Here is a 24894-nt window from a genome sequence, read left to right on the forward strand (position 1 = left end):
TAAACAGCCTAATTTATAAAGCTATAGCTTCAGGTTATAACTTATCTGGAATAAGCTCTTCCTCTTCTGGTTCGTATAAATAGCGTTCTTTACTATCGTCCAGTTCGTCCATCCATTCTGTGTGGTGTTCGGCGGCCATTGTACCTGTTACAACACTCTGGAAGGTTTTATCGCGGTAGGTCAAAATTCCTTCTTCTTTATCGCGCAGCCATTGTTTAAACATCTCACCGACTTTATCCACGTCGAAAGCTGGATAATCGGAGAGTGATAATAAGTCTTTGATATAGTCGGACTGGAAATCGACATCGTCGAATCCTGTTTCTAATTTGTCATTTTTCTTTAGCCACTTATCAATATCTATTCTTCTTTTTGCTTCAGAAGGAAGTTTAAAACGTCCAATCATATAATCTCTTGCCACCCATGCTTGCGCATCAAACATATTGAAGGTATAGTATTGATCCTGCATTCCTAAATAAATGAGCTGCGGAAGATTATTAAAGAAAACACCTTTGTAAAGATGATCAGGATATAAATTATTTTTGGTTTTTAACCTCAGCTCATCTGGCAAAAACGGGAACTTATGTTGATAACCAGTACACATTATCACGGCATCAAATTTTTCTGAAGTGCCATCTTTAAAGTAGGCTGTATCTTCTTCAAAATGTGTTACTAGCGGCAATTCTTTAATTCCTTCAGGCCACGCGACACCAATTGGATTGCTTCTATAACTTAAGGTAACAGAATTTGCACCGTGTTTATGGCATTGCACCCCAATATCTTCGGCTGAATAACTACTACCAATCAACAATATATTTTGACCCTTAAATTGATCTGCCCCTCTAAAGTCGTGTGCGTGAATTGCTGTTCCAGGGAAATTCTCAATCCCTTTGAAATAGGGCATATTAGGTGTAGAAAAATGCCCAGAAGCTACAACTAGGTAGTCAAACTCTTCCGAATACGTTTTATCAATTTTTAAGTCGTCAAGAATGACGGTAAATTTCTTTGTTTTTTCATCAAAACTGACCCAACGAGCGGTTGTGTCGAAACGAATAAAATCGCGTGCTTCGCTTTTTTTAATTCGACCTTGAATATAATCGAATAAAACAGGACGCGGCGGGTAAGACGAAATAGGTTTTTTGAAGTGATCGTCGAATGAATAATCGGAAAACTCTAAACACTCTTTTGGCCCGTTAGACCACAGGTATTTATACATACTTCCGTGTATAGGCTCTCCGTATTTTCCAACTCCGGTTCGCCATGAGTAATTCCACATTCCTCCCCAATTGCTCTGTTTTTCGAAACAGACAATTTCAGGAATTTCTTCCCCTTGATTTTTCAACGCTTCAAAAGCTCTAATTTGTGCCAAGCCACTGGGGCCAGCGCCAATAATACCAATACGTTTTTTCTTCATAAAAGATTATATTTATCTAGCGGAGATTCTTAGAAGAAGCCGCTTTAATGTTAATATTCAAATGTAAAATATTGCGAATCGCAACAGGAAAGCCTAAAAAATAGGCTTTAATTGAGGTAATGGATGAAAACTTACTATAATAACCTCAATGGGCTTGTTTTCTTAAAACAATAGCGCGAAGATACCAATTTTTAGCGAATTGAGCAATTACCGCCATTTTACACCCTGAAGCAATGGACTTTAAGCTAAAATAGAGCGGTAAAAATTGATTAATTGATTAATTCTATATTTATAGATTTGTCTGCTATTAAATCGAATTTGCAATCGTTAAAAGTAGGTGGGGAGAATTTAGGTTTAAAGTTGTTCGAAAATGCGTAAGGCTCTTTTGGAATTCCGAAAAAATTACGATCGCACTCACCATTTGAGTTTTTATCGTGATAAAGTGAAATGGCGTATGTTCCCGTTGGCAAATCTTTTATCACTATTTTTTCTGTACTATTTTTTACCTCAACGGAAATTGCTTTGTATGCTTGTCCTGATTCCATAAAACGTTCGCCTCGATTAAAAAGACCAATTTCAAGTGTTCCCCCAATGTGTTCAATATTGCTAATAATTATGGTTAACTCCCTAGTTTCTGTAGAAGTATTTATTAAAATGAAGGCAAAAAATGTTATCAAGTAATTCATTTCTTCTAAATTAAATTTAAGAACTCACAAGATATAAAAAAATGAATAGTTTATACATAACTATATAATCTTGAATAGAATAAGTTGCATTACAAGCGATGTTATGTGGATTGATTGTGATTAGAGAAATCGAGGTAGTGCGTTAATTAGTGCTCGTTGCTGAATGAGTTTAAAAATATACCGCTTCAAAAACAGCTAAAGGAGCTCTTCGTCCAACATATAACTCTAAGGTATCGCCAGAAATTTTATAGCTGTCGGTTAACTCAAAAACTTTAAAAAAATCTGATTCATTGAAATCGACGTCTGGACATATTTTTAATGTAGATCCCATTTTTGAAAAACGGATTCTATCACCTTTTTCAAGGGTATAAGTTCCAAAAAAGTCATTACAACCTGCAAATCCTGTTACTGCAGTTTCATTTTCCTTAAGTATAAAATACACCTCTTTTTCTTGGTTTTCTCCCATTTTTATATCCTTTCCTTCTAAAGTCTTTAGTTTCCAATATTTCTCGGTAATACCTGTTTTAGATTTTTCAACTTTTTTGAAAACAGCAAGAGGTGCTCTTCTCCCCACATTAAGAGATAAAGTATTTCCTTTCAAGGTATAATTATCGGCCAAACCGAAAATCTTTAAAAACTCATTTTCATTAAAATCATTATTAAAGCAAGCCATTTTTGTTGCGCCTAATCCTGAAAACCCGATTCTATTACCTTCCTCAAATTTATAGGTTCCAAAAAAGTGATTACATCCAGCAAATCCAGAGATTCTGTTATCTTCTTTAAACAGCGTAAACCCAATCTTACTGCCATTTTTTTCGAAATTGGAAAAATCTTTCCCTTCTAAGCTTTCCAATTGCCAAAAAGTTTCTGTTGGAATTTCGGAAAATGCAGAATTATCTGTATTCATTGAATCACTATTTTTTGTAGGACCACAGCTGTTTAAAACGATAGCTGCAAAAATGAAGGTTATAAAATGTAGTTTCATATAATTTAATTTTTATTACGTTGAATAAGGAAGTGGAAAACTAAGGTTTTGAGATGATATAGTGTCCTATAGAAACGCTAAAATATTCGCAAAACCCCGTTCTTCATAATATAGTGGTACACAAAGTAGACCATAATTTGAAACATTGAAAATTTTAATACAATCTTAAGCTTTAGAACAAAACTTGAAAATTTTAATATCTTTAAACGCAAAATAAAAACTCCGTATATGAAATCGTATTTATTTCCTGCTCTAGCCATTGTCATTGCTATTTCAGGCCTTAATCAAAATCTTTTTGCTCAAGCTTTAAACGGCGCTCAAATTGATAGTTTAGTTCAGAAGTCGATGGAAACGTTTGATGTTCCAGGTATGGCGGTAGCGGTTTTGAAAGATGGTAAGATTTTTTATAAAAACACCTACGGCGTTCGATCGTTAAAATCCGGAGCTAAAGTTGATGAAAACACCCTTTTTGGAGTGGCTTCAAACACCAAGGCGTTCACAACTGCTGCTCTCGGGCAACTTGTTGATAAAGGAAATCTAGACTGGGATACAAAGGTAACAGATATTATTCCAGAGTTTAAACTTTATGACGCATATGTAACAAGCCAATTTACGGTACGCGATTTAATTACTCACAGAAGTGGTTTAGGGTTGGGAGCGGGTGACTTAATGGTGTTTCCTGCTTCAAACACAACTACTTTGGATGAAATGATTCATAATTTACGGTACCTGAAACCTGTTTCGTCATTTCGTTCAAAATATGATTACGACAACTTACTTTATATTGTTGCCGGTGAAATCGTAGCACGGGTTTCGGGAAAAACGTATGATGATTATATTTCAGAAAACTTCTTTGTTCCGTTAGGGATGAATCGATCAAAACTATCCATTCCAGAAATAGAGGCGGATCCCAATCGAATTGACGGACACGCTCCCGTAAACGGAAAACTTGAAACAACGGTTCTTACCTTTACACAGATAGCAACTCCTGCTGCGGGCATTTATGCTTCTATTAACGACATGAGTAAATGGGTTCAAGCTATGTTGAATAATGGAAAATATGGGCCAAAACTTCAGGATAGTCTGTTTAGCAAAAAGGTGCATCGCGAAATGTGGACACCACAAACGCTTTTACGAAGAACGGGAGGTCCATACAACACACATTTTTCTGCTTACGGTTTGGGTTGGTTTTTAAGTGATGTAAGCGGTTATTTTCAAGCCACCCACACAGGAGGATTGCTAGGAATTGTAAGTCAGATAACGATAATCCCTGAATTGGAACTTGGAATTATCGTGCTTACCAACCAACAATCGGGCGCGGCTTTTAGTGCTATAACCAATTCAATAAAAGATGCTTATTTCGGTATTGAAGGAGAAGATAGAATTAAAGATTATAACGAAAGGCGATTAGCAGGTGAAGCAAAAGAAGATAGTATTAACAAAGCTGTGGAAATTGCAATTAAGAAGCAGTTAAAAAATAAAGCTCCTAAACCTAATCCAGCAAATTACATAGGAAAATACAAAGATTCTTGGTTCGGAAATGTTTCGATAACCGAAAAAAAAGATGTGTTACATTTTAGATCTGAAAAATCTTCAGACTTAACCGGAACAATGACATTTTATAAGGGAACAACCTATGTGGTACGTTGGAACGATGTATCGTTAAAAGCAGATGCTTTTGTAACCTTTAGTCTAGATACGGAAGGAAAGGCAAATGGTTTTACTATGAGTCCTATTTCGCCATTAACCGACTTTAGTTATAACTATCAAGATTTGGATTTTAAACGGATAGAGTAATTAATAGGTATAATTCGACACCTAAAATTAGTTATTAATAACTCCGTTGTAAAATACTTCGATTTTTGGTAAGCAACCGACGCTAATTTAAAATAAGTTAATACTTGATTTCTAAAATTTCGAGTTTTCTGGTTTCGTTTCCAAGTTTAAAGTCAATAACGTTGCCTACCTTATATCCAGTAATTGCCACAGCAATTGGTGCTACAAACGCAATTTTATTCAACTTTAAGTCGGCTTCATCTACACCTACTATCTGAAAGGTATTAATTGCCTTATTTAAATGTGTGCGATAGGTAACGGTTGCTCCAAATCGGATTTCATCTTTGGGTTGTTGTTCAGGATCTAAAACGCGCGCTGCAGCAATACGCTCTTGCAGCAAATCTAGTTTGCCGTTTAGAACTGTCAATTCGCGTCGGCGTTCCGTTTCATTCGTGGTAGAAAGTTGGGCAATTTCATTTTCCAACGCTTCCAATTCATTTTTTAGTTGCTTTAACCCTATAGGTGTTACATAATTAATAACACCGTCTGGCAAAGCAGCTCTTGGGGGAATAATTGGTGGTTCTTCTTGGTCACCTTCTCTAACAAAGCCTCTACTCATTTTTTATAAAAAATTTAGAACAGAAAGATACCCAATTTGAAAGGATTTTTGAAAGAATTGAAATCCTAATCCTTATTATATGTTATAATAAACTTATTCTTCCTCATTTTTCTTTTTCTTCTGATCAGATTTAATATCACTAAATTTTTCAGAAGCATTCTCGTTTGGACTATCTTTTTTATCCTCTTTCATTTTTCCATCACGTTGTTCGCGATATTCTCGCTCCTGTTGGGCATTATGTTTTTGTGCATCTTCAGGACGTTGCTGAGAATTAACTTTGCCGCTTGTTTTCTTTTCAGGTTGCATAATTTACTTTATTGTTGTTCCATAAAGATACAATAGACTAATCTAAAACCTTTTGTTATAACAAAATCTTGGCATTTTATTTTACAAAATTAACTACTACGCTACTCGTCTAAACAAGAATGACTTGAAAAGGGAATTATACCTTTAAAAATGGAAGTTTTCAATTAATTTTGCACTATGGAAAAATTTTTAAACCCCGAAATCAGACAAGCTTATCCGAATGATTATGGACAAGTTGCGCCACTAATAGTACAAGCTATGGAAGATTTGGCGTGTACTTTTGTGAATACTAAGAATGTAAAAGAGACGTATCCGTTATTTGAACATTTTTTTCAGCAACCCACAAATCAATACAGCTATGAAAACACTTTGGTTTATGAAGAAAATGGTGAAATAGCAGGCTCTATCGTTGCTTATGATGGTGGTTTATTACCTGTATACCGTGAACCTTTTTTAAAGTACATAGCCGAACATTACGATGTAAAAGATTTGATAATTGAAAATGAAACACTAGAAGGAGAGCTTTACATTGACACTATTAGCGTGTATGCGGCACATCAGGGAAAAGGTATTGGCAAGAAACTCTTAGCCGCAATTCAGGCTAAAGCAAAATATGAAGGGCACGAAAAAATTGGATTACTAGTAGACTTAAACAACCCAAACGCCAAAAAATTATATTTAAGCCTAGGCTATAAAGCAATTGGCTCTAAACAATTAGGAGACGGGATTTACGAACATTTGCAGCTATCTTTATAGTGTTCTGAAAAAGTCGTTTTCTCAATCTTTTTTCTATTAACTAAAGGAAATTATACGAAGAGCTGATTTATAATCGAAAGCGATTTAGGTCTTTGATAACCTTGAACGTGAAGCTTAAAATAAGTTAGTAAAAGCTCTAACAAGTTTGCCCTTGAAGTTTTGGATAGTTTTATTGAGCTGATATCGTCGACACTAATATTAAAAAAATGTTTAAAGTTTTCAACTGTTTCGCCTTCTAGACAGTACTCACTCGTTTTGGTTTCTTGAAAATTACCTTCTAAAATATTGAAGTAATCATGTTTCATATTAGAGGCATCTGGATAGAATCCTATAAAATGGCTTAATCTAAGTAAAAAATAAATATGAAAATTTCCCACACCTTCATGTTCATCGAGCCATTGAAGAGATTCCTCTAAAAACATATACAGTATAGGGTTTGGCTCTTCTTCTCGAAGACAGTTTTTAAGCATTTCTGCCAAAAACAACACCAAGCTAGATTTTACAATATTAGTGTGTAAACTCGAGTACGGAAGCAACACTTTAGCTTCACGAATATATTCAAGAGTTCCTTTATCTTTATTGGTAGCAACAATATCTAGCTGCGTTAATGGTTGGAAATAAGATGTCTTTAAGTTAGATTTCTTAGACTTGAGAATATTCCGTAGCAGGTATGTTTTTATACCTACATCTTGCGTAAAGCAACAAACAATAAGATCGGCTTCTGAATATTTAATAGCAGAAAAAACGATTGCCTTTGTCTTAACAATCATTATCGAATAATCATTATTTTTGACACTTTGGTTTCGGCATAGTCTTCAGTTGTAACCAACACGAGATACACACCCGAGCGAACTTTATATTTTCCAAAGGCGGTTGTATCCCAAAGAACACTTCCACCACTAGAAATAGTTTCAAAAACGAGATTCCCTGTAATGTCTGTGATTTTAACATTGGCTTGAGCTGTTAAGCCATCGATTGTTACATTACCTTCGAACCCAGGTCGCACCGGATTTGGAAAAGCATGCAGTTTATCGAGATTTTCACGAGGTGCTGTTGCTGTTCCTTTGTAGGCAACAAGCCCTTGTGTAGTTGCAAAATAAACAACCCCAGTAAATGGATCTATTGCAATATCCTGAACGTTATTTGTAGGTAGTGGAGAATTATCTTTAGTAAACCTCAACAAAGTTTCCTGGCCATCTGCCGATAGATAGAAGACTCCAGAACTGGCTGTTGAAATCCATTTATTATTAGAACCATCTACTTCAATATCTGTGATAGATTGTTGGTATAACAACTCCTGAGGCACTCCATCTTCAAGAATAATTATAGCTTGAGATTCGGGACGTGTACCTTCCTGAAAAAAGCTACCTGGACTATATACCACTCTTAAACCGCGCAATGTTCCAATCCACAATCGATTTTGCGCATCAATTGCAAGAGCTCTAACATTGGCAGAAGGTAGATTTCCATTTCCAGCATTTTCGCCAATTTTATTTATTGCGCCTGAGTTTGGATTATAGCCAATCACTCCATTAAAATAGGAACCAAAAAACACAAAGTTTTCACGACTAATAGCAAGTTTTGTTAGCGCCAATTCGGAGCTAGGATTCATAAAGTTGGACAAGTCAACTTTACGAAACTGTCCTTCGGGAGACAATTTAATTAGTCCTTTATCAATTTTGCTCTGTACAAACCACAGATTGCCTTCTTTATCAAATTCTGATCCATATAAACGAATTCCGGCATCACCACTTCCCGCTCGAGCTCTATCTAATGGGCTATTGGTGTCGTCATATAAAGTTACGGGTTCATCATCTACTATTTTTATTAAACCATTCTGAAATGAACTCATAAAAACCTCCTTGGAATTAGCTGGGTTAATTGTAACCTCCATTAAATCGGTCGGCTCTCCATTTACAGCAGTACTCAGTTGTTCATAAGAAATATTATTCCAGGTAGTATCTTTTAAATGGCTAACACCAAATCGTGAAAGCGGATATGGGTTGAAGTTGACGGTAGTTTCACCAAAACTCACCCATAATTCGCCCGCTACAGCATCCAAAGAAAAGGGTCTATTTCGTATCGGGCCATTGGGCAAAACTTGGGTAGGCTGATTACTTTGAAAAGGAACTACTAAAAGTCCATCTTCTTCTGTACCTAAATATAAATTAGAGTTGAATGCGTATCCTGTATTTAAGGCAAGGTCAAACCCTTGCACATTTCTCACTTCGGCTTCCGATAAAAACCCGGGAGAATATGCCTGTACTGAGTTGTTTGTGGTAATAGTTAGTAAGTCATTCGAAGATTTAAAACTTAAAATAGTACTTGAAAAATTTTGCACAATAGTTGCGCTGCCACTTGGAGTAAATCTTAACACGGAATTAGAAAGGTTAGAAGCATACAGTTCGCCGCCAAGACTTTCCAATGCCCTGAAACCTCCATTCATTACAGTTGTCCAATTTTGGAAGTCGATAAGATTATCATCTGCTACTAAAGCTCGTCGCATACCGTTTGCTTCGCTAGCCGCAAAAATATATGGTTCTTGAATTGTAGTTTGAATTATATTTATTTGACTGCCACCATCTCCAATAAAAAAAGTGTCTCCAAATTCGAGACGATTGAGGTTAAACATTGAAATTCCATATTTTGTAGCAATATATAGGTTACCGTTATATTCGTTAAAGTTATTTATTCGTTTTTTATCTGGTGCAATTGTTTGTTTTTCCTTTATATCTACAACTTTAAACACATTGGTTTCACCTTCCTTAACAATATCGATGAGTCCATTTTCGTAACCTATAACTAAAATATTAAAGTCTTCGCTGTAATGAATTGCTGTTATGAATTCTCCTGAAAGCCCGTCAATAGTTGAAAGTGTTTGAATGTTTTTAGAAGAAAGATCGTATGTAAACACGGCATTTTCGGAGGCAACAAAAATTTTATTATCACCTTCCGAAATGTCTTTTATTGAAACATAAGAAAAATGTCCTGTCCATCTGTCTTGGTAATTTTGAGCAACAAGTAAGGTGGGTAAAACAAAAAACAGAAAAGCGACCAGTCGCGTCATAGAAGTAATTTTGATTAATAACACGCTAAAATAGTATTTATTGCGGGATATGACAGGAAAAATTTTATCTGAAATCTATTGAGAAACGTATAAATTATATTATATTGCTCGAATACCTAATTGAGCACATCCCCAAAACATTATCATTACAATTTCATTTGTGATAGTAACAATACGTCTTTTTTATATTAAACGTAGCGTTATAACTATTACAAAATATCTTTATCCTATTTTACTAATAGTATGACTTAAATAAAAGTTGATTACAATAAAGTAAAAATATGGCTGAAAAATTTAAAAATACAAGTAAATAATCACTATTTGCTGAATACTTAACAAAATCAAGAATTTTATTTCAGTGTTAATTATGTTTTTATATATTTGTACTGTCGGAAATTAAACCTACTTACCAAATGAATATCAAATTATTTATAATAGCTTCACTCTTATTTGTTTTTGTAGGACAAGAAGCATACAGCCAATATGGCGTTTCTAATGAATTGGGTGTATTCGTAGGTCCCGTTTTATTTAGATCCGATTATGGACAACGAAAAGATTCAGAAACCAACATGAAGAACTCTGGTTTTGCATTTGGAGTTGCCCACTACCTCAACTTTGCATATCAAGCACCTAGTTTTTTCAATGAGCATTTTAAAATAAAAACAGAACTAGACTATATTACAGCTAGTTTTGAACATTACGGAGAATGGGTTGCTGACGATAAACAATCTATTGGAGCAGATCAGCTTCGGGCTATGTCCGGATCAACCACTGTTATTGAAATAGGATCGATGCTTGAATATTATCCATTAAGCATCATAGATTTTGAATATCAAAATTACAAGCTCGCACCTTATATTGGACTTGGAGTACATTGGGTTAACTTTTCGCCAAAAGCTGAAACTTCTTATGGCACTAAAGATATTCGTGATCCAAATAACTATCCGGATAAATATAGAAATGCTTTTCAAACAGAATCGGGTTCTACTTGGGCTTTGGTAGGGAGTCTAGGTGTACGGTATAAACTCACAAAAACGAGTGATTTAGTGCTTGATTCACGATGGAGCATGTATGCTAGTGATTATGTTGACGGTTTAAATCCAAGTTTAAAAAACAATGGATCTACTCCCGTACCTGAGAACAAGGCTAATGACTGGGTATGGTGGTTAAACTTTGGATACGTATTTTATTTAGATTAAGACTTAAGATATTTGAAGTCACGCTTCAAACTATAAATTTAACTCATAGCACATTTGTTCTATGAGTTTTTTTATTTCAAAAAAAATAATATTACTATCCAATTGCCTGTTTCAAATCTTCAATAAGATCTTCTACATCCTCGATTCCAACACTTAATCGAATTAATGAATCAACAATTCCTATTTTATCGCGCTCATCTTTTGAGATACTCGCATGAGTCATACTAGCAGGATGACCCGCAAGACTTTCTACTCCGCCAAGGCTTTCTGCCAACGTAAATACCTTTAAACTTTCTACTATTCTAATAGCACGTTCAAAACTATTTCCTTTGGTTTCAAACGAAATCATTCCTCCAAAATCCTTCATTTGTTCCCTTGCTATATTATGATTTGGATGATTTTCAAACCCAGGCCAGTAAACTCTTTCGATTTTTTGATGTTGCGCTAAGTATTCAGCCACCGTCCTACCATTTTCACAATGCCGCTGCATTCTAACGTGAAGTGTTTTCAACCCACGTAAAACAAGAAAGCTATCCTGAGGCCCACAAACAGCACCACTAGCTTTTTGAACAAAATAGAGTTTATTAGCAAGTTCGCTATCCTTTACAATTAAGGCCCCCAACAAAACATCACTATGCCCACCAAGATATTTTGTTGCGCTGTGCATCACTATATCCGCTCCTAAATCTAATGGTTGCTGAAGGTATGGTGTGGTAAACGTATTATCCACTCCCAGAAGAACATTGTGCTTTTTAGCAATCGTAGCGACAGCTTTTATGTCTATGATTTTCATCATAGGATTGGTTGGTGTTTCCACCCAAATAAGCTTGGTATTACTGTTGATATACTCTTCTATCTTATTCGTATTTTCCATGTTGACGAAATGAAACTTAATACCAAAACCTTCAAAAATTTTTGTAAATAATCGGTAAGTCCCGCCATATAGATCATTGGTCGAAATTACCTCATCGCCTGCTTTCAACAATTTTAAAACTGCATCTATTGCGGCTAGACCACTTCCGAAAGCGATACCAAACTCACCATTTTCGATACTTGCTAAAGCACTTTCTAAGGCAGAACGCGTTGGATTTCCGCTTCGGGAATATTCAAACCCTTTATGACCACCAGGAGTTGTTTGCGCGTAGGTCGATGTTTGATAAATTGGTGGCATAACCGAACCATAGGCTGGGTCTATATTTTGCTGTCCTCCGTGTATTGTTTTCGTGTTGAATTTCATATGTTTTTCCTTAATTTTAGCACAATAACTGCTATTCATTACTATTTAATATAACCTTCACAATAGCTGACCTCAAAGTTATTACTTTTGAATAAGCAAATTACATCAGTTTCAGTTGTGGTTTCTAATCATCAATTCCCGCTATCGTATGTATACCAAAATAATCACTTTAGTACTGCTTGGATTACTTTTAGCAGCCTGTAATCAAGAAAGAAATATTGAAATCGATTCAGAGAGTCTAACAGAAAATGATTTAGAAATTTGTCAAAACACTAAATGTCCAGAAATAACTATCAACTACTTGAGCGTACAGGGAGATGGCGTGGTTTCAAAAAAAATAAACAGTAAAATAAGAAACTTTATTATTTCATCGCTTGAAATAGGAGAAGATGAAAACGAAAGAGTAAATACGATTAATGAAGCTGCAACAAATTTTATTGAATCATACAACGATGACAAGTCACGTTTCCCTGATATGGCTGCCGATTATTTTGCAGAAATATCAGTTACCGAGCTATATAATTCAGCAAGGCACATTTGTTTTGAAATGCGCCAATACCTTTATACTGGTGGAGCGCATGGGTATGGAACCACTTCTTTCATCAATATTGATCCTAAAACCGGCAACCAACTAACCGATGACGATTTGTTTAAAAACAAAAAAGATTTTATTGCCTTCGCTGAACAAAAATTTAGAGAGCAACAAAAAATAGATGAAAATCAGTCTATTAATGCTTCAGGGTTTTGGTTTGAAGACGACAACTTTTATCTTCCCGAAAGCGTTGGATTTACGCATGACACCCTTATCTTTGTTTATAATCAATACGACATTGCCAGTTATGCCGAGGGACCCATTGAACTTAAAATAACACTCAACGAAGCCAGACGCTTTTTAAAGATTGATTAACTTCCTGTAAATTTTATTAAATCTGTTTCTATGCAAAAAGTGTATTATTTATCTACCTGCGACACCTGTAAAAGAGTAATGAATGAAGTTGAAATCCCTTCTTCTTACATAAAACAAGACATCAAAAAACAAGGAATTACAAAGGATGAGCTTAAGGAATTATCGACTCTAACTGGAGATTATGAAACACTTTTCAACAGAAGAGCAAAGCTTTATAAAGAGCGAAATTTGAAGGATAAGAATTTATCTGAAGAAGATTTTAGAAATTTAATTTTAGAACACTACACTTTTCTAAAACGTCCAGTTATTTTGAATAATAAAGACATTTTTATTGGAAGTGCTGCAAAAACTGTTGCTGCCGCCAAAAAATCAATACATGGTAACTGATGGACAAGCGTTTGGTTGCCATACTTGCTGCAACAGCAACCGAGACTATTTATGGTATTAATCATACCGTTGCTAAAGGATTAATGCCACTTATCATTCAACCTTATGGCTTTATCGTTTTACGTGTTGGAGGTGCCGCTATTCTATTTTGGCTACTCAGTTTGTTTACTAAATCCGAAAAAATTGAACGTGGGGATTATTGGCGAATATTAGCTTGTGCCTTATTTGGGATGGTTTTGAATATGCTAATGTTCTTTAAAGGATTAAGTCTTTCAACACCCATAAACAGTGCGGTTTCCATGACCATTACCCCAGTGTTATTGTTATTGCTTACAGCTGTAATTTTACGCGAACGAATAACTTGGATAAAAAGCTTAGGAATAGTATTTGGTCTTTCGGGAGCCTTGGTATTGATTCTATTTCAGGAAAAAACACAAAGCAATGCGCCTAATATTCCCTTAGGAAATTTATTATTTGTACTCAATGCTATATCGTATTCGTTTTACTTAATTCTTGTAAAACCATTGGTAGCAAAATACAATGCGGTTACATTATTAAAATATTTCTTTCTGATAGCTTTCTGTATAAATCTACCAATTGGTTATACAGAGTTAATTCAAGTAGAATGGATGCAACTAAGCTTTTCAGACATAAGCTCTATGTTGTTCGTAATTGTTGCTACAACATTTTTAACCTACCTCTTCAATATTTTTGCCCTTAAACAATTAAGCCCATCCACCGTAGGTGTTTTTATATATCTTCAACCAGTTGTGGCTACAATTTTTGCAATTTTAGTGGGTGCAGACACATTAAACGCACTTAGGGTGGGGGCTGCTTGTATGATATTTTTAGGCGTATTTCTTTCAACTAGAAAACCTAAAAATGTTGTGGTTTCAAACTAAACTTTTACGTTGCAATTATAAATTTTTCGGGCGCACGTTGTTTTTTCGAGTGTCTTCCTTGGTAATTACTTCAAAATCGTCTGTTTTTTCAAAAGCATCGAATTTCGCATATATTTCCTTTGGAAGACCTGTTAGTTTTCGTTCGTTAAGGTCTATCCAACCGCCCATCATTTCGCAACTTGCAAAATTATTTCCTTCCATATCATAGAAATTATGTAGGAATTTGAAGTACATTCCATCTTCCGAAAGCCCTTTCAATTGAAGGGAAACCTTCACTGGTTTTCCAGGAAACGCTTCTTTGAAGTAATACATGTGTTCATAAAATGCCACAGGCCCTAAATTATGTTTTACCAATTGCTTTTGATCTAGCCCGTTTTCCATCATAAAAGCCATACGCGTATGGCTCATATAATCAATATAAGCACTATTTCGCAAGTGACGGTTTGCATCTACATCACTCCAGCGGATTTCGAATTGTTTTGTATACATATTGTTTTTTTGTGCAAATTTAGCCTACTTTTGTTATGCAAGCATAGTAAATTTGTTTAGCTTGTGTTAAAACTTATTTTAAAAAATGCCACTTATAAAAAGCGCCTATAATCCTATATTTCCATTTAAAAATGGGCACTTTTCAACTATTTACTCTTCAAAATTTCGCCCAACGCCAAAACTAGCACAAGAGCGGGAACGTTTAGAGCTAATCGACGGAGATTTTATGGATGTTGATTGGTCTTTTTCAAAAAAGCAATCCCAAAAAGTCGCAATTCTGCTTCACGGTTTAGAAGGAAACGCTCAACGAACTTATATCGTAGGACAAGCTAAAATATTAGTAGAAAACGGTTGGAACGTTGCGGCTGTAAATTTCCGCGGTTGTAGTGGAGAACCGAACCTTTCATATCAATCATATAATGCTGGAAAAACCGATGATTTGGAGGCAGTAATAAATTTAATTCTCAACAAAAACAAATATTCTGAAATTGCCTTGGTCGGATTTAGTCTTGGTGGGAATTTATTATTGAAATATTTAGGCGAGCGCGGAACTTTTCCTAAGGAAATTAAAAAAGCGGTCTCCATTTCAACTCCCGTAAGTTTGCGAGGTTCGTTAGAATCATTAAACGAGTTTTCAAATTGGGTGTACCGAAAATCATTTTTGATAAAGCTTAGGGAAAAATATCGAATGAAAATGAAGGATTTTCCTGAGAAAATGACTGCTTTAGATTATAAAAAAATCACTTCACTATTGGCGTTCGATAATTTATATACAGCGCCAGCCCACGGCTTTAAGGATGCTTATGATTATTATGAAAAAAACAGCAGTCTACAATTTATTCCAAATATCAATATCCCTGTTTATCTTTTGAATGCTGAAAATGACAGTTTTCTATCTGCCGCGTGTTATCCGGAACAATTGGCTTCAAAAATGAAAAACTTACATTTAGAAATCCCGAAATACGGAGGTCATGTTGGCTTTCATCAAACTAACGCGCAGTATTACAGTGAAGCGAGAACTGTAGCATTTTTAAATGAAGGAATTTACTAACCTCTATAGACTATCCACAGTCCGCTAACGACTATTTTATTACCTTTGCCTTCAATAAATTAAGAATATGATCCAATCTATGACGGGTTATGGCAAGGAAGTTGTCCAATTGCCATCCAAAACGATTACCATTGAAATTAAATCGCTTAACAGTAAGGGGCTCGACATCAACACACGCGTGCCTTCTGCTTATAGGGAAAAAGAGCTTGAAATCCGAGATTTACTTGCAAAGTCGTTACAACGAGGGAAGGTAGATTTTTCACTGTATATAGAGGTAACTGGCGAAGAAGTTTCTACTCAATTAAATGAAATCGCTGTAAGGCAATATATAAAACAACTCGCAAACGTTGTAAATGGCGATCCAGTTGAGCTCTTAAAAATGGCTGTTCGTATGCCCGACGCATTAAAAACCGAACGTGAAGAAATTGACGACAAAGAATATGAAGCAATTTTAAAAGGAATTGAAAAAGCACTAGAGGCAATTAATAAGTACAGGTCGGATGAAGGTTTAGTTCTGGAAAATGATTTTATCGAGCGTTCAAAAACGATTTCCAAGTTGCTAGAAGATGTTGTTGCAATTGATCCCGAACGTATAGATGCCGTAAAAGAAAGATTGCGAAAAGCAGTCGCTGATTTAAAAGAAAAGGTAGATGAAAACCGTTTTGAACAGGAATTAATCTACTATTTAGAAAAGTACGACATCACAGAGGAAAAGGTTCGGTTGAAAAACCATTTAGATTACTTTAATCAAACTTTAAAATCTGCTGATTCTAACGGAAAGAAGCTAGGATTTATTACCCAGGAAATCGGTCGAGAAGTCAACACCATTGGCAGTAAGGCAAATTATGCGCCTATGCAACAAGTGGTTGTACAAATGAAAGACGAACTCGAAAAAATAAAGGAACAGGCTCTAAACGTGCTTTAATTTAGCAAAAGGAATCTTCCTTTTCAACTTCAAGCATACTACTCAGTAAATAAAATCAGCCCAAATTAAAGTCTTAAAGCAACGAATGGATTCAAAAAAAGGAGGCAAATTAATAGTATTCTCAGCACCTTCCGGAAGCGGAAAAACCACAATAGTGCAACATTTATTAAAACAGGAAAATCTAAACTTAGAGTTTTCAGTTTCATGTACTTCCCGCGAAGCTCGTGGCGATGAAGTGGATGGAGAAAATTACTATTTCATATCATTAAAAGATTTTAAGCAGCATATTAAAAATGGTGATTTTCTGGAGTGGGAAGAAGTATATCGCGACAATTTTTACGGAACCTTAAATTCGGAAGTTGAGCGCATTTGGAGTAATGGAAAGAATGTTATTTTTGATATTGATGTAGTGGGCGGACTGCGGATAAAAAAGAAGTTTCCAGAAAAAACCCTAGCTGTATTCGTTAAACCCCCGAGTATTGACGAATTAAAAATACGCCTTAAAAAGCGTAAAACAGAAAGCGATGATCGTATCAATATGCGAATTGCGAAAGCTTCAGTAGAACTTGCAACTGCCCCTCAATTTGATTATATTATTAAAAACCATGATTTGGAAACCGCTTTAAAAGAAGCGGAAGAACTGGTTGAAGATTTTATTAAAAATAAATAATCGGGGTTATTAAACTTTAAATTCAGAGCACCATCAAATTATCACCAAAAAAAATAGGGCTTTTCTTCGGTACGTTCAATCCCATACATATTGGGCATTTAATTATCGCCAATTATATTGTAGAATATAGCGATTTGGATGAAGTTTGGTTTGTAGTTACCCCGCACAATCCTCATAAGAAAAAGAAGAATCTGCTAGAAGATTATCATAGGCTTGCCATGGTCGAAATGGCAATTGAAGATTATCCCAAACTAAGGGCTAGTAATGTTGAATTTAAACTTCCGCAACCCAATTACACCATAAACACCTTGGTTCACTTAGAAGAAAAATATCCGAGACAACAGTTTTGTTTAATCATGGGTGAGGACAACTTAAAGAGTTTTCCAAAATGGAAAAACTACGATGTTATTCTAGACCGCTATCCTATTTACGTGTATCCAAGGATTTCAGAAGGTGTCATAGATAACCAATTCTATACTCCTGTTGAAGGAGGTAAAGGGGTTTATCACGAAAAGATAACTATGGTTAACGCGCCGATAATTGAGCTATCTTCTACTTTAATTAGAAAAGGTGTAAAAGAAAAAAAGAACATACGCCCTATGCTTACTAAAGAAGTATGGAAATATGTGGACGAAATGAATTTTTACCGAAAATAAGTCTCCTTTCGTTTATTCACTTTTTCATAAACTAAGAGTTGTACTTAAAATTTCACAAGCTGCTTATACAATGTGCTTGACAGTTTCAGTAAGAATTGTGTATTTTTGATTTATCATTAAATTCCATCCTATTTTAAGGGTATAATAGTGAGAAATAAATCACATTGGAAATAGGCTCATAAGCCTACTATCTCAAACCCAAAACCAATGGGTGTAAATTTCCAAATTAATATAATTTTTAAATTATCTAGATGTCAGACAAACCAAAATTTGCAGTGTTTGGAGGAGGAAGTTGGGCCACTGCCATTGTAAAAATGCTATGCGAAAACGCAAAGGAAGTGGGTTGGTATATGCGCAGCACTTCCGCAATAGACCATTTAAAGAAGCACGGTAATAATCCTAATTATCTAAGCGCTGTAGAGTTCGACCTTGGCCAGTTAAAACTTAGCAACAATATTGATGAAACTGCTTTATGGGCGGATTACCTCATTTTTGTGATTCCCTCTGCATTTCTACATCAGGAACTTGAAAAACTAACAGTTTCATTAGAAGAAAAAGTCATTTTCTCTGCTATTAAAGGGATTGTTCCGGAAACCAGCCTGATTGTTGGCGATCATTTTAATACGTATTACAAAGTTCCCTTTAATAATATTGGCGTTATTTCTGGTCCTTGCCACGCAGAAGAGGTTGCTCTTGAAAGATTATCATATTTAACCATTGCAAGTGCCGACAATGAAAAGGCTGAGGTAGTTGCCGATGCTTTGAGAAGTGATTACATTAAATGCACCACAAGCGATGATGTATTAGGAACGGAGTACGCAGCCATGCTTAAAAACATTTATGCTGTAGCAGCGGGAATAGCACACGGACTTGGCTACGGAGATAACTTTCAGAGTGTACTAATGAGCAATGCCATTCGGGAGATGAAAAAGTACGTGAAAAAAGTGCATAAAATGAAACGAGACATCAATGACTCCGCTTATTTAGGTGATTTATTAGTAACCGGATATTCAATCTTTAGTAGAAATAGAATGTTTGGAACCATGATAGGAAAAGGCTACACTGTAAAAAGTGCTCAAGTTGAATTAAGTCAAATTGCAGAAGGATATTATGCCACGAAAAGTGCCTATCAGCTAAACCAACAAAAGGGTAAGAAAAAAGCTAAAACCCCAATAATAGATGCTGTTTATCAAATTCTTTATGAAGGCAAAGACCCTAAAAAGGTGTTTAAAAAATTAACGGAAAAACTGGATTAATAGACGGAAAAATTACTCTCCATAAATTCGTTTTAATGCTTCAAAATCTATCCTGTCTTGTATGTTTTGAGGTTTAGATTTAGAAACAATCAAATCTTCTAATGCCAGAACCTTCCATTTTAAACTCGAGTCTTGTGATGAAAAGGCTTCAACACTATCGTCATAAGCCCAAGAAAAGGATTTGTTAACAATAAAATTTGCAATCAACTCAAGTTTAGGTGAAGTAGATGAAAACTGAAGTGATATATCTTGTTTTCGGATTAATACAGGAGCAGAAAAACCTGTCAAGTTAGTGCTCATTTCCTTGAAAACCAACATTAGCATACTCAAGTTTTTAGAAGTATCGGCTATCCAGAAATGCACGTCTGAAGTATGACTTTTTACACCATAAAAGCCCATTGCTCCGCTACCGACCATAATCATTCTTACCTCATGATTGTTGGCCAATTGAATAAAGGAGCTGATATTTTTATCCCAATTCGATTCCATCTTTATATTTTTAGAGCATCACTTCAAATTTGATTAATAAGTTTAAAAACCAATATTTTTCGTGGGGAACCGCTTGGTTTATCGTAAAGAAGAAAAAGTTAGAAAGTGCATTTAATCAAGAGGCATTTTCTAACTTTTTCAAATTACTTTATTAGCGCTATATTATTTTTTTACTTGCTAGTGCTCGGCAATTCTTTATACCCCATATTGAAAAGGGTAAATCCGTAAATATCTGCGTACTGTTCAATAGTTTTACTCACTGGAGTTCCTGCACCGTGACCAGCATCTGTTTCAATTCGGATTAAAACCGGGTTGCTTCCTGTTTGTTTTGCCTGTAATTCGGCAGCAAATTTAAAACTGTGTGCTGGCACTACTCTATCATCATGATCGGCAGTAGTTATAAGTGTAGCTGGATACTCCACTCCTTCTTTTACGTTATGTAGTGGCGAATACCCTTTTAAGTATTCAAACATTTCTTTACTGTCTTCTGCAGTACCGTAGTCATACGCCCAACCTGCTCCGGCAGTAAACGTATGGTAACGCAGCATATCTAAAACCCCAACAGCAGGAAGTGCTACTTTCATTAAGTCTGGTCGTTGAGTCATTGTTGCTCCAACTAGTAAACCTCCGTTAGAACCTCCTCTAATTGCTAAGTAATCGCTAGATGTAAAGTTATTGTCGATTAAGTATTGTGCTGCTGCTATAAAGTCGTCAAAAACGTTTTGTTTTCTCATCTTTGTTCCAGCATCGTGCCATTTTTTACCGTATTCACCACCGCCACGAAGGTTAGGAACTGCATAGATACCGCCTTGCTCCATCCATACAGCATTGGCAATACTAAAACTTGGAGTTAGACTAATGTTGAACCCTCCGTAGGCATACAGGATTGTTGGATTTTTACCATCCATTTTTAGGCCTTTTTTGTGGGTAATAATCATTGGTACTTTTGTTCCATCCTTGGAGGTATAGAAAACTTGTTGGCTTTCAAAATTATCTGGATTAAAGTCGATTTCAGGCTTTATAAATAATTCTGAGTTACCACTTGCAATATCGTATTTATAAATACTACCTGGAGTTACGTAGTTAGTAAACGAGTAATACAGTTCGGTTTCTTCTTTTTTCGCACCAAAACCCCCTGCAGAACCTACTCCTGGAAGTTCAATTTCACGAATTAATTTTCCGTCATAATCGTATTGTTTCACTTTTGAAACAGCATCGACCATATAGTTAGTGAATATATTGCCACCACCTGTACTTGGCGAAAGCACATTTTCAGTTTCAGGAATTAAATCTTTCCAATTTTCTGGTTGCGGCGTTGCTGCATCTACAGTAACAATTTTCTTGTTAGGTGCATTTCTATTCGTAACGATATATAATTTTGAACCTACATTTTCTAATACATAAGAATCGGAATCGGTATCGTTCAGGATTGTTACAAATTTTGAATCTGGTTTACCAAGATCTTTAATAAATAGTTTGTTTCCAGATGTTGAAACACTTGCGCTTATTACCAGATATTTATCATCTTCTGTAACCGAAGCTCCAATGTAGCGATGCTTTTCTTCAGGAGTACCGCCAAAAACTACTTTATCTTCACTCTGTGGAGTTCCCATTTTGTGGTAATACACTTTGTGTTGATCTGTTTTTGCCGAAAGCTCACTGCCTATTGGCTTATCGTAGCTAGAGTAATAAAATCCGTCTTCGCCTTTCCAAGAAAGACCACTAAATTTGATATCTTTTAATGTATCTCCAATTAATTCACGAGTTTCAGCATCCATAACTAAAACTTTACGCCAGTCGCTTCCGCCTTCAGAAATACTGTATGCTAATTTACTTCCATCTTTAGAAAAACTAGTTTCACCTAATGAAACTGTTCCATCTTCTTTAAACGTGTTTGGATCTAAAAATACGGTTGCCGAATCTGGGTTTTCTCCTGTTTTGTAACGATATAGTACAAATTGGTTTTGCAAGCCATCGTTTTTATAAAAATAGGTGTAATCCCCTTTTTGAAATGGTGCTCCTACTTTTTCATAATTCCAGAGGCCCGAAAGGCGTTCTTTTAATTCTGCACGAAACGGAATAGTATTTAAGTAATCATAAGTAACCTTGTTTTGTTCTTTAACCCATTCTTCAGTTTCAGGGCTTCGATCATCTTCTAGCCAACGGTAGGAGTCTTTTACTTCAACACCAAAATAAGTGTCTACTGTGTCGACCTTTTTTGTCTGTGGATAGTTCAAGGAAAGTGTTTCTTTTTTAGGCTCTTCTTTACAGCCAATAAGTGCAAGTACCAAAATTGCCGGGATAATTGTAATTTTCATATTTTTTTCAACTTAAGTAGGTGTAAATGTACTGTTTTTTATATTGAAAGTAAATAAGGTTAAATTGAAAAAAGGCTTCCTTAATAGAAGCCATTTTTAAATTACTGTACATTTTTTCTCATCTAAATAACAATCGGTACACCCTCCAATGTTTATAGATGAGGATAATATTTAATACTATTACGACGATAGCTATTAGAAGCCCTGGGGTGTCCAAGAACAGGTGAAAAAGTAAAATATTTACTGAAATTGGCGCCAATAAAAGCAGTGCAAAGGGCACCCATTTTCCAAATACTAGCATTAAGCCGATAAAAACTTCAAAAACAGCAACAACTTTTAAAATATAACCTGAGTTACTAAGGGAGTCTATAAAAAGAGCTGCATCACCAGTATAGATATGAACTGGCATGAAGTTAAAGTGAACTAGCTTACTAATTCCAAAGAAAAGTAAGCCTAAACCTAAAATGAGCCTGATAATTTTTGTAAAAGTAGAGTTCATGAGGGATTAGTTTAAGGTTAATTCCTTAAATATAATCAAAATAACACCAACCCCTACTTTTTGCCTAAATGTTTTTAATAAAACATTAATTACCGCAATGGATTATTAATTTAATCGATTTAATCAATACTTTTTGCGAATTTACGAACTCAAATATTCATTAAAAATAAGGTAAGCTAGCATCAAAAAGTTAAACCAACTTCTTTTCTATTAAGTATTCAGCAATTTGAATTGCATTTGTCGCTGCGCCTTTCCGAAGGTTATCGCTTACAACCCACATATTTAGGGTATTCGGTTGCGTTTCATCCCGTCGGAGTCGCCCTACAAATACTTCATCTTTCCCATGTGCATAAAAAGGCATAGGATACGTATTGGTGTCTGGATTGTCCTGCAGTTTAATTCCTGAGGTTTTATGTAGCATCATTCTAACTTCACTTAGGTCAAAATCATTTATAAACTCTACGTTTACGGCTTCGCTATGCCCACCTATGGTTGGGATTCGCACTGCGGTTGCCGTTACTGAAAAACTACGGTCATCAAATATTTTTTGAGGTTCGCGAGCTAATTTCATTTCTTCTTTAGTGTATCCGTTATCCTCAAAAACATCACAATGCGGAAGTGCATTTTTGTGAATAGGATACGGGTAAGCCATTTCACCTTTTGTACCAACGATTTCATTTTCCAATTGCTGAACTGCTTTCACACCAGTACCAGAAACCGATTGGTAGGTTGAAACCACCACTCTTTTCATTTTATATTTTTTGTGAAGAGGCGCCAAAGCCATCACCAATTGAATTGTAGAGCAATTTGGGTTGGCTATTATTTTATCATCTTCTGTTAGTAGATGCGCATTAATTTCGGGAACTATCAGTTTTTTATCGGGTTCCATTCGCCACGCGGAGGAATTATCAATTACGGTTGTTCCAGCCTCGGCAAATTTAGGGGCCCATTTAAGAGAAGTAGCACCACCAGCAGAAAAAAGGGCTATATCGGGTTTTGCAGCCACCGCTTCTTCTAAACCTATTACTTTAAAAGCTTTCCCTCTAAAAGAAATTTCCTTTCCTATAGATTTTTCTGAAGCTACTAATAACAATTCATCTACGGGAAAATTGCGTTCTTCCAAGACTTTTAACATTACTTCGCCAACCATTCCGGTGGCACCAATCAGTGCTAATTTCATATGTAATCTTTTAATTAATCACTCTTTAAAACGAATTACTAAGTATTCGAATATTTTACATAAAACAAAATTACATCTTGCATTGCTGATATCCCTGAATTAACGCGAAAAAAGAACCCTTCAAAACTGTTATGCCACATGTTCAAAAAACCGAGATACCACAAATTACCATAAAATGATTAAATTTGGAAGTAAAACTAATTGAGATGAGTATTCAAACAATATCACTAGATTTTCCAAATGACATTCTCCTGGCACTGAATGAATCAGAAACTGAATTGAAAAAGCGGATTAAACTGATGTTGGCCATCCATTTGTACAAACTTCAAAAACTCACAATTGGGAAAGCCGCTCAACTTTCAGGTTTGTCAAGACTCGAATTTGAAATAGAGCTTTCAAAAAACGAAATTCCCATTTCAAACCTGACGGAAGAAGATGTTTTAAATGATTCGGAGAAGTTGACATAATGAAAAACGGAATTGTAATTGCGGATGCAGGACCTATTTTTTCATTGGCAATTATTAATGAATTGGAATTGTTGAATCATCTTTTTGATGAAGTTAAAATATCAAAAGCTGTTTGGGAAGAAATAAGTTTAGACAAAACTACCGGATTCTATGAGCAAATAGAACTTTTCTTTAAACCAAAAATTGTCAATATCAAAGGCTTTAATGAACTCACTTTTGTTATGGATTATGGAGAATCAGAATCTGTGACTCTCTATAGAGAACTGGATGCCGACTTTCTACTTATTGATGATAAAAAAGCCCGAAACATCGCTGAGAATTTTAATATAAAATGTATCGGTACACTTGGAATTCTGTCAGTCGCAAAAAGCAAGGGAATTATTAAGGATCTTAAACCTATATTTGAAAAATTCCTGAAGCACAATCGATATTATTCCATAGAACTAATAAATTCGCTATTGGAAAAGCATCACGAAACGAAAATAAATCAATAAAGTATAGGATAGTATTAATGAAATAGCGGGTAAGTGAAAAGTCTCAAAAATACTTTCCTATTTAAACAAAATTGCATCTTGCATTGCTGCTATCCCTGAATTAACGCGAAAAAAGAACCCTTCAAAACTGTTAGCGGTTATTTTGAAGGGTTTAGAGTTAAA

Annotated in this window: 26 protein-coding genes; 13 read left to right on the top strand and 13 right to left on the bottom strand. The window is 35.3% G+C overall.

The genetic code is table 11. The features are described 5' to 3' along the window. Positions 1–34: 34 nt before the first annotated feature. The 3 genes from BLW28_RS05100 to BLW28_RS05110 all read right to left on the bottom strand — a co-directional run bounded on the left by BLW28_RS05100 (position 35) and on the right by BLW28_RS05110 (position 3082). Positions 35–1411, bottom strand: coding sequence for a flavin-containing monooxygenase (locus BLW28_RS05100; RefSeq protein WP_073215749.1), 1377 nt, complete (start codon positions 1409–1411; stop codon positions 35–37). A gap of 269 nt (positions 1412–1680) precedes the next feature. Next, a complete protein-coding gene (locus tag BLW28_RS05105; RefSeq protein ID WP_073215747.1) occupies positions 1681–2097 on the bottom strand; it encodes a DUF2141 domain-containing protein in 417 nt (138 codons plus the stop codon). A gap of 169 nt (positions 2098–2266) precedes the next feature. Next, complete coding sequence (locus BLW28_RS05110) at positions 2267–3082, bottom strand: META domain-containing protein (RefSeq protein WP_073215743.1); 816 nt, start codon at positions 3080–3082, stop codon at positions 2267–2269. Positions 3083–3310: 228 nt separating this feature from the next. Between BLW28_RS05110 and BLW28_RS05120 the strand changes: the two genes are divergently transcribed. After that, complete coding sequence (locus BLW28_RS05120) at positions 3311–4879, top strand: serine hydrolase (RefSeq protein ID WP_073215737.1); 1569 nt, start codon at positions 3311–3313, stop codon at positions 4877–4879. A gap of 97 nt (positions 4880–4976) precedes the next feature. Here the strand turns inward: BLW28_RS05120 and BLW28_RS05125 are convergent, their stop codons facing one another. Both BLW28_RS05125 and BLW28_RS05130 read right to left on the bottom strand, forming a co-directional pair. Then, positions 4977–5477, bottom strand: a complete 501-nt coding sequence (locus BLW28_RS05125) for a GreA/GreB family elongation factor (protein WP_073215734.1) — start codon at positions 5475–5477, stop codon at positions 4977–4979. Positions 5478–5570: 93 nt separating this feature from the next. Beyond that, positions 5571–5783, bottom strand: coding sequence for a hypothetical protein (locus BLW28_RS05130; RefSeq protein ID WP_073215731.1), 213 nt, complete (start codon positions 5781–5783; stop codon positions 5571–5573). Between the two features lie 177 nt (positions 5784–5960). On the opposite strand from BLW28_RS05130, the gene BLW28_RS05135 reads away from it, so the two are divergent. Beyond that, the gene (locus BLW28_RS05135; RefSeq protein ID WP_073215728.1) at positions 5961–6539 is read left to right on the top strand and encodes a GNAT family N-acetyltransferase; all 579 of its coding nucleotides are present in this window, start codon (positions 5961–5963) and stop codon (positions 6537–6539) included. A 50-nt stretch (positions 6540–6589) separates the two neighbouring features. Here the strand turns inward: BLW28_RS05135 and recO are convergent, their stop codons facing one another. Further along, the gene (gene recO, locus BLW28_RS05140; RefSeq protein ID WP_073215725.1) at positions 6590–7309 is read right to left on the bottom strand and encodes a DNA repair protein RecO; all 720 of its coding nucleotides are present in this window, start codon (positions 7307–7309) and stop codon (positions 6590–6592) included. Continuing rightward, on the bottom strand, positions 7309–9606 hold the full coding sequence (gene porZ, locus BLW28_RS05145) for a type IX secretion system anionic LPS delivery protein PorZ (RefSeq protein ID WP_073215721.1): 2298 nt from the start codon (positions 9604–9606) through the stop codon (positions 7309–7311). The genes recO and porZ overlap by 1 nt, the downstream gene beginning before the upstream one ends. A 413-nt stretch (positions 9607–10019) precedes the next feature. On the opposite strand from porZ, the gene BLW28_RS05150 reads away from it, so the two are divergent. Further along, complete coding sequence (locus BLW28_RS05150) at positions 10020–10805, top strand: THC0290_0291 family protein (RefSeq protein ID WP_073215718.1); 786 nt, start codon at positions 10020–10022, stop codon at positions 10803–10805. Between the two features lie 94 nt (positions 10806–10899). Here the strand turns inward: BLW28_RS05150 and BLW28_RS05155 are convergent, their stop codons facing one another. Next, complete coding sequence (locus BLW28_RS05155) at positions 10900–12081, bottom strand: cystathionine gamma-synthase (protein WP_262481099.1); 1182 nt, start codon at positions 12079–12081, stop codon at positions 10900–10902. A 109-nt stretch (positions 12082–12190) separates the two neighbouring features. Between BLW28_RS05155 and BLW28_RS05160 the strand changes: the two genes are divergently transcribed. The 3 genes from BLW28_RS05160 to BLW28_RS05170 are packed head-to-tail and all read left to right on the top strand — an operon-like array spanning position 12191 to position 14238. Further along, a complete protein-coding gene (locus BLW28_RS05160; protein WP_073215716.1) occupies positions 12191–12949 on the top strand; it encodes a DUF3298 and DUF4163 domain-containing protein in 759 nt (252 codons plus the stop codon). Between the two features lie 30 nt (positions 12950–12979). After that, positions 12980–13336, top strand: a complete 357-nt coding sequence (locus tag BLW28_RS05165; protein ID WP_073215713.1) for an arsenate reductase family protein — start codon at positions 12980–12982, stop codon at positions 13334–13336. Further along, a complete protein-coding gene (locus BLW28_RS05170) occupies positions 13336–14238 on the top strand; it encodes a DMT family transporter (protein ID WP_073215710.1) in 903 nt (300 codons plus the stop codon). The genes BLW28_RS05165 and BLW28_RS05170 overlap by 1 nt, the downstream gene beginning before the upstream one ends. A gap of 15 nt (positions 14239–14253) precedes the next feature. On the opposite strand, the gene BLW28_RS05175 is transcribed toward BLW28_RS05170, so the two are convergent. Further along, on the bottom strand, positions 14254–14727 hold the full coding sequence (locus BLW28_RS05175; RefSeq protein WP_073215707.1) for an acyl-CoA thioesterase: 474 nt from the start codon (positions 14725–14727) through the stop codon (positions 14254–14256). Between the two features lie 85 nt (positions 14728–14812). On the opposite strand from BLW28_RS05175, the gene BLW28_RS05180 reads away from it, so the two are divergent. The 5 genes from BLW28_RS05180 (at position 14813) to BLW28_RS05200 (ending at position 19285) form a co-directional block, all read left to right on the top strand. After that, on the top strand, positions 14813–15778 hold the full coding sequence (locus BLW28_RS05180; protein WP_073215704.1) for a YheT family hydrolase: 966 nt from the start codon (positions 14813–14815) through the stop codon (positions 15776–15778). A 67-nt stretch (positions 15779–15845) separates the two neighbouring features. Next, the gene (locus BLW28_RS05185) at positions 15846–16703 is read left to right on the top strand and encodes a YicC/YloC family endoribonuclease (protein ID WP_073215702.1); all 858 of its coding nucleotides are present in this window, start codon (positions 15846–15848) and stop codon (positions 16701–16703) included. A gap of 85 nt (positions 16704–16788) precedes the next feature. Continuing rightward, on the top strand, positions 16789–17373 hold the full coding sequence (gmk, locus tag BLW28_RS05190; RefSeq protein WP_073215699.1) for a guanylate kinase: 585 nt from the start codon (positions 16789–16791) through the stop codon (positions 17371–17373). Between the two features lie 32 nt (positions 17374–17405). Next, positions 17406–18029: a nicotinate (nicotinamide) nucleotide adenylyltransferase gene (gene nadD, locus BLW28_RS05195; protein WP_073215696.1), complete on the top strand. Its 624-nt coding sequence runs from the start codon at positions 17406–17408 to the stop codon at positions 18027–18029. A 251-nt stretch (positions 18030–18280) separates the two neighbouring features. Further along, complete coding sequence (locus BLW28_RS05200) at positions 18281–19285, top strand: NAD(P)H-dependent glycerol-3-phosphate dehydrogenase (RefSeq protein WP_073215692.1); 1005 nt, start codon at positions 18281–18283, stop codon at positions 19283–19285. A gap of 12 nt (positions 19286–19297) precedes the next feature. Here BLW28_RS05200 and BLW28_RS05205 read toward each other — a convergent pair whose 3' ends face one another. From BLW28_RS05205 to BLW28_RS05220, 4 genes are all read right to left on the bottom strand, one after another. Continuing rightward, positions 19298–19774 (bottom strand): hypothetical protein, encoded by a 477-nt coding sequence (locus BLW28_RS05205; RefSeq protein ID WP_073215689.1) that lies wholly within the window; start codon positions 19772–19774, stop codon positions 19298–19300. Between the two features lie 170 nt (positions 19775–19944). Further along, on the bottom strand, positions 19945–22092 hold the full coding sequence (locus tag BLW28_RS05210; protein WP_073215685.1) for a prolyl oligopeptidase family serine peptidase: 2148 nt from the start codon (positions 22090–22092) through the stop codon (positions 19945–19947). Positions 22093–22210: 118 nt separating this feature from the next. Continuing rightward, positions 22211–22591, bottom strand: coding sequence for a DoxX family membrane protein (locus tag BLW28_RS05215; RefSeq protein WP_073215682.1), 381 nt, complete (start codon positions 22589–22591; stop codon positions 22211–22213). A gap of 190 nt (positions 22592–22781) precedes the next feature. After that, positions 22782–23771 carry an aspartate-semialdehyde dehydrogenase gene (locus BLW28_RS05220; RefSeq protein WP_073215680.1) on the bottom strand — a complete coding sequence of 330 codons (990 nt, stop codon included), beginning with the start codon at positions 23769–23771 and terminating at the stop codon, positions 22782–22784. 206 nt (positions 23772–23977) lie between these two features. Here BLW28_RS05220 and BLW28_RS05225 point away from each other — a divergent pair, with 206 nt between their 5' ends. Both BLW28_RS05225 and BLW28_RS05230 read left to right on the top strand, forming a co-directional pair. Beyond that, positions 23978–24238 carry a UPF0175 family protein gene (locus BLW28_RS05225; protein ID WP_073215676.1) on the top strand — a complete coding sequence of 87 codons (261 nt, stop codon included), beginning with the start codon at positions 23978–23980 and terminating at the stop codon, positions 24236–24238. Then, positions 24238–24732 carry a PIN domain-containing protein gene (locus tag BLW28_RS05230; RefSeq protein WP_073215674.1) on the top strand — a complete coding sequence of 165 codons (495 nt, stop codon included), beginning with the start codon at positions 24238–24240 and terminating at the stop codon, positions 24730–24732. The genes BLW28_RS05225 and BLW28_RS05230 overlap by 1 nt, the downstream gene beginning before the upstream one ends. Positions 24733–24894: the final 162 nt, after the last annotated feature.

It is taken from the genome of Aequorivita viscosa (assembly GCF_900106795.1).
Classification (GTDB): Bacteria; Bacteroidota; Bacteroidia; order Flavobacteriales; family Flavobacteriaceae; genus Aequorivita; species Aequorivita viscosa.

Excerpts from the sequence above, each read along its gene's own strand:
- BLW28_RS05215 (WP_073215682.1), bottom strand. The coding sequence starts at position 22,591 with ATGAACTCTACTTTTACAAAAATTATCAGGCTCATTTTAGGTTTAGGC.
- BLW28_RS05210 (WP_073215685.1), bottom strand. The coding sequence starts at position 22,092 with ATGAAAATTACAATTATCCCGGCAATTTTGGTACTTGCACTTATTGGC.
- BLW28_RS05165 (WP_073215713.1), top strand. The coding sequence starts at position 12,980 with ATGCAAAAAGTGTATTATTTATCTACCTGCGACACCTGTAAAAGAGTA.
- BLW28_RS05205 (WP_073215689.1), bottom strand. The coding sequence starts at position 19,774 with ATGGAATCGAATTGGGATAAAAATATCAGCTCCTTTATTCAATTGGCC.
- BLW28_RS05110 (WP_073215743.1), bottom strand. The coding sequence starts at position 3,082 with ATGAAACTACATTTTATAACCTTCATTTTTGCAGCTATCGTTTTAAAC.
- BLW28_RS05105 (WP_073215747.1), bottom strand. The coding sequence starts at position 2,097 with ATGAATTACTTGATAACATTTTTTGCCTTCATTTTAATAAATACTTCT.
- BLW28_RS05200 (WP_073215692.1), top strand. The coding sequence starts at position 18,281 with ATGTCAGACAAACCAAAATTTGCAGTGTTTGGAGGAGGAAGTTGGGCC.
- BLW28_RS05230 (WP_073215674.1), top strand. The coding sequence starts at position 24,238 with ATGAAAAACGGAATTGTAATTGCGGATGCAGGACCTATTTTTTCATTG.
- gmk (WP_073215699.1), top strand. The coding sequence starts at position 16,789 with ATGGATTCAAAAAAAGGAGGCAAATTAATAGTATTCTCAGCACCTTCC.
- BLW28_RS05175 (WP_073215707.1), bottom strand. The coding sequence starts at position 14,727 with ATGTATACAAAACAATTCGAAATCCGCTGGAGTGATGTAGATGCAAAC.
- BLW28_RS05185 (WP_073215702.1), top strand. The coding sequence starts at position 15,846 with ATGATCCAATCTATGACGGGTTATGGCAAGGAAGTTGTCCAATTGCCA.
- BLW28_RS05130 (WP_073215731.1), bottom strand. The coding sequence starts at position 5,783 with ATGCAACCTGAAAAGAAAACAAGCGGCAAAGTTAATTCTCAGCAACGT.
- BLW28_RS05160 (WP_073215716.1), top strand. The coding sequence starts at position 12,191 with ATGTATACCAAAATAATCACTTTAGTACTGCTTGGATTACTTTTAGCA.
- BLW28_RS05180 (WP_073215704.1), top strand. The coding sequence starts at position 14,813 with ATGCCACTTATAAAAAGCGCCTATAATCCTATATTTCCATTTAAAAAT.
- BLW28_RS05120 (WP_073215737.1), top strand. The coding sequence starts at position 3,311 with ATGAAATCGTATTTATTTCCTGCTCTAGCCATTGTCATTGCTATTTCA.
- BLW28_RS05220 (WP_073215680.1), bottom strand. The coding sequence starts at position 23,771 with ATGAAATTAGCACTGATTGGTGCCACCGGAATGGTTGGCGAAGTAATG.
- BLW28_RS05100 (WP_073215749.1), bottom strand. The coding sequence starts at position 1,411 with ATGAAGAAAAAACGTATTGGTATTATTGGCGCTGGCCCCAGTGGCTTG.
- BLW28_RS05150 (WP_073215718.1), top strand. The coding sequence starts at position 10,020 with ATGAATATCAAATTATTTATAATAGCTTCACTCTTATTTGTTTTTGTA.
- BLW28_RS05170 (WP_073215710.1), top strand. The coding sequence starts at position 13,336 with ATGGACAAGCGTTTGGTTGCCATACTTGCTGCAACAGCAACCGAGACT.
- BLW28_RS05225 (WP_073215676.1), top strand. The coding sequence starts at position 23,978 with ATGAGTATTCAAACAATATCACTAGATTTTCCAAATGACATTCTCCTG.
- recO (WP_073215725.1), bottom strand. The coding sequence starts at position 7,309 with ATGATTGTTAAGACAAAGGCAATCGTTTTTTCTGCTATTAAATATTCA.
- BLW28_RS05155 (WP_262481099.1), bottom strand. The coding sequence starts at position 12,081 with ATGAATAGCAGTTATTGTGCTAAAATTAAGGAAAAACATATGAAATTC.
- BLW28_RS05135 (WP_073215728.1), top strand. The coding sequence starts at position 5,961 with ATGGAAAAATTTTTAAACCCCGAAATCAGACAAGCTTATCCGAATGAT.
- porZ (WP_073215721.1), bottom strand. The coding sequence starts at position 9,606 with ATGACGCGACTGGTCGCTTTTCTGTTTTTTGTTTTACCCACCTTACTT.
- BLW28_RS05125 (WP_073215734.1), bottom strand. The coding sequence starts at position 5,477 with ATGAGTAGAGGCTTTGTTAGAGAAGGTGACCAAGAAGAACCACCAATT.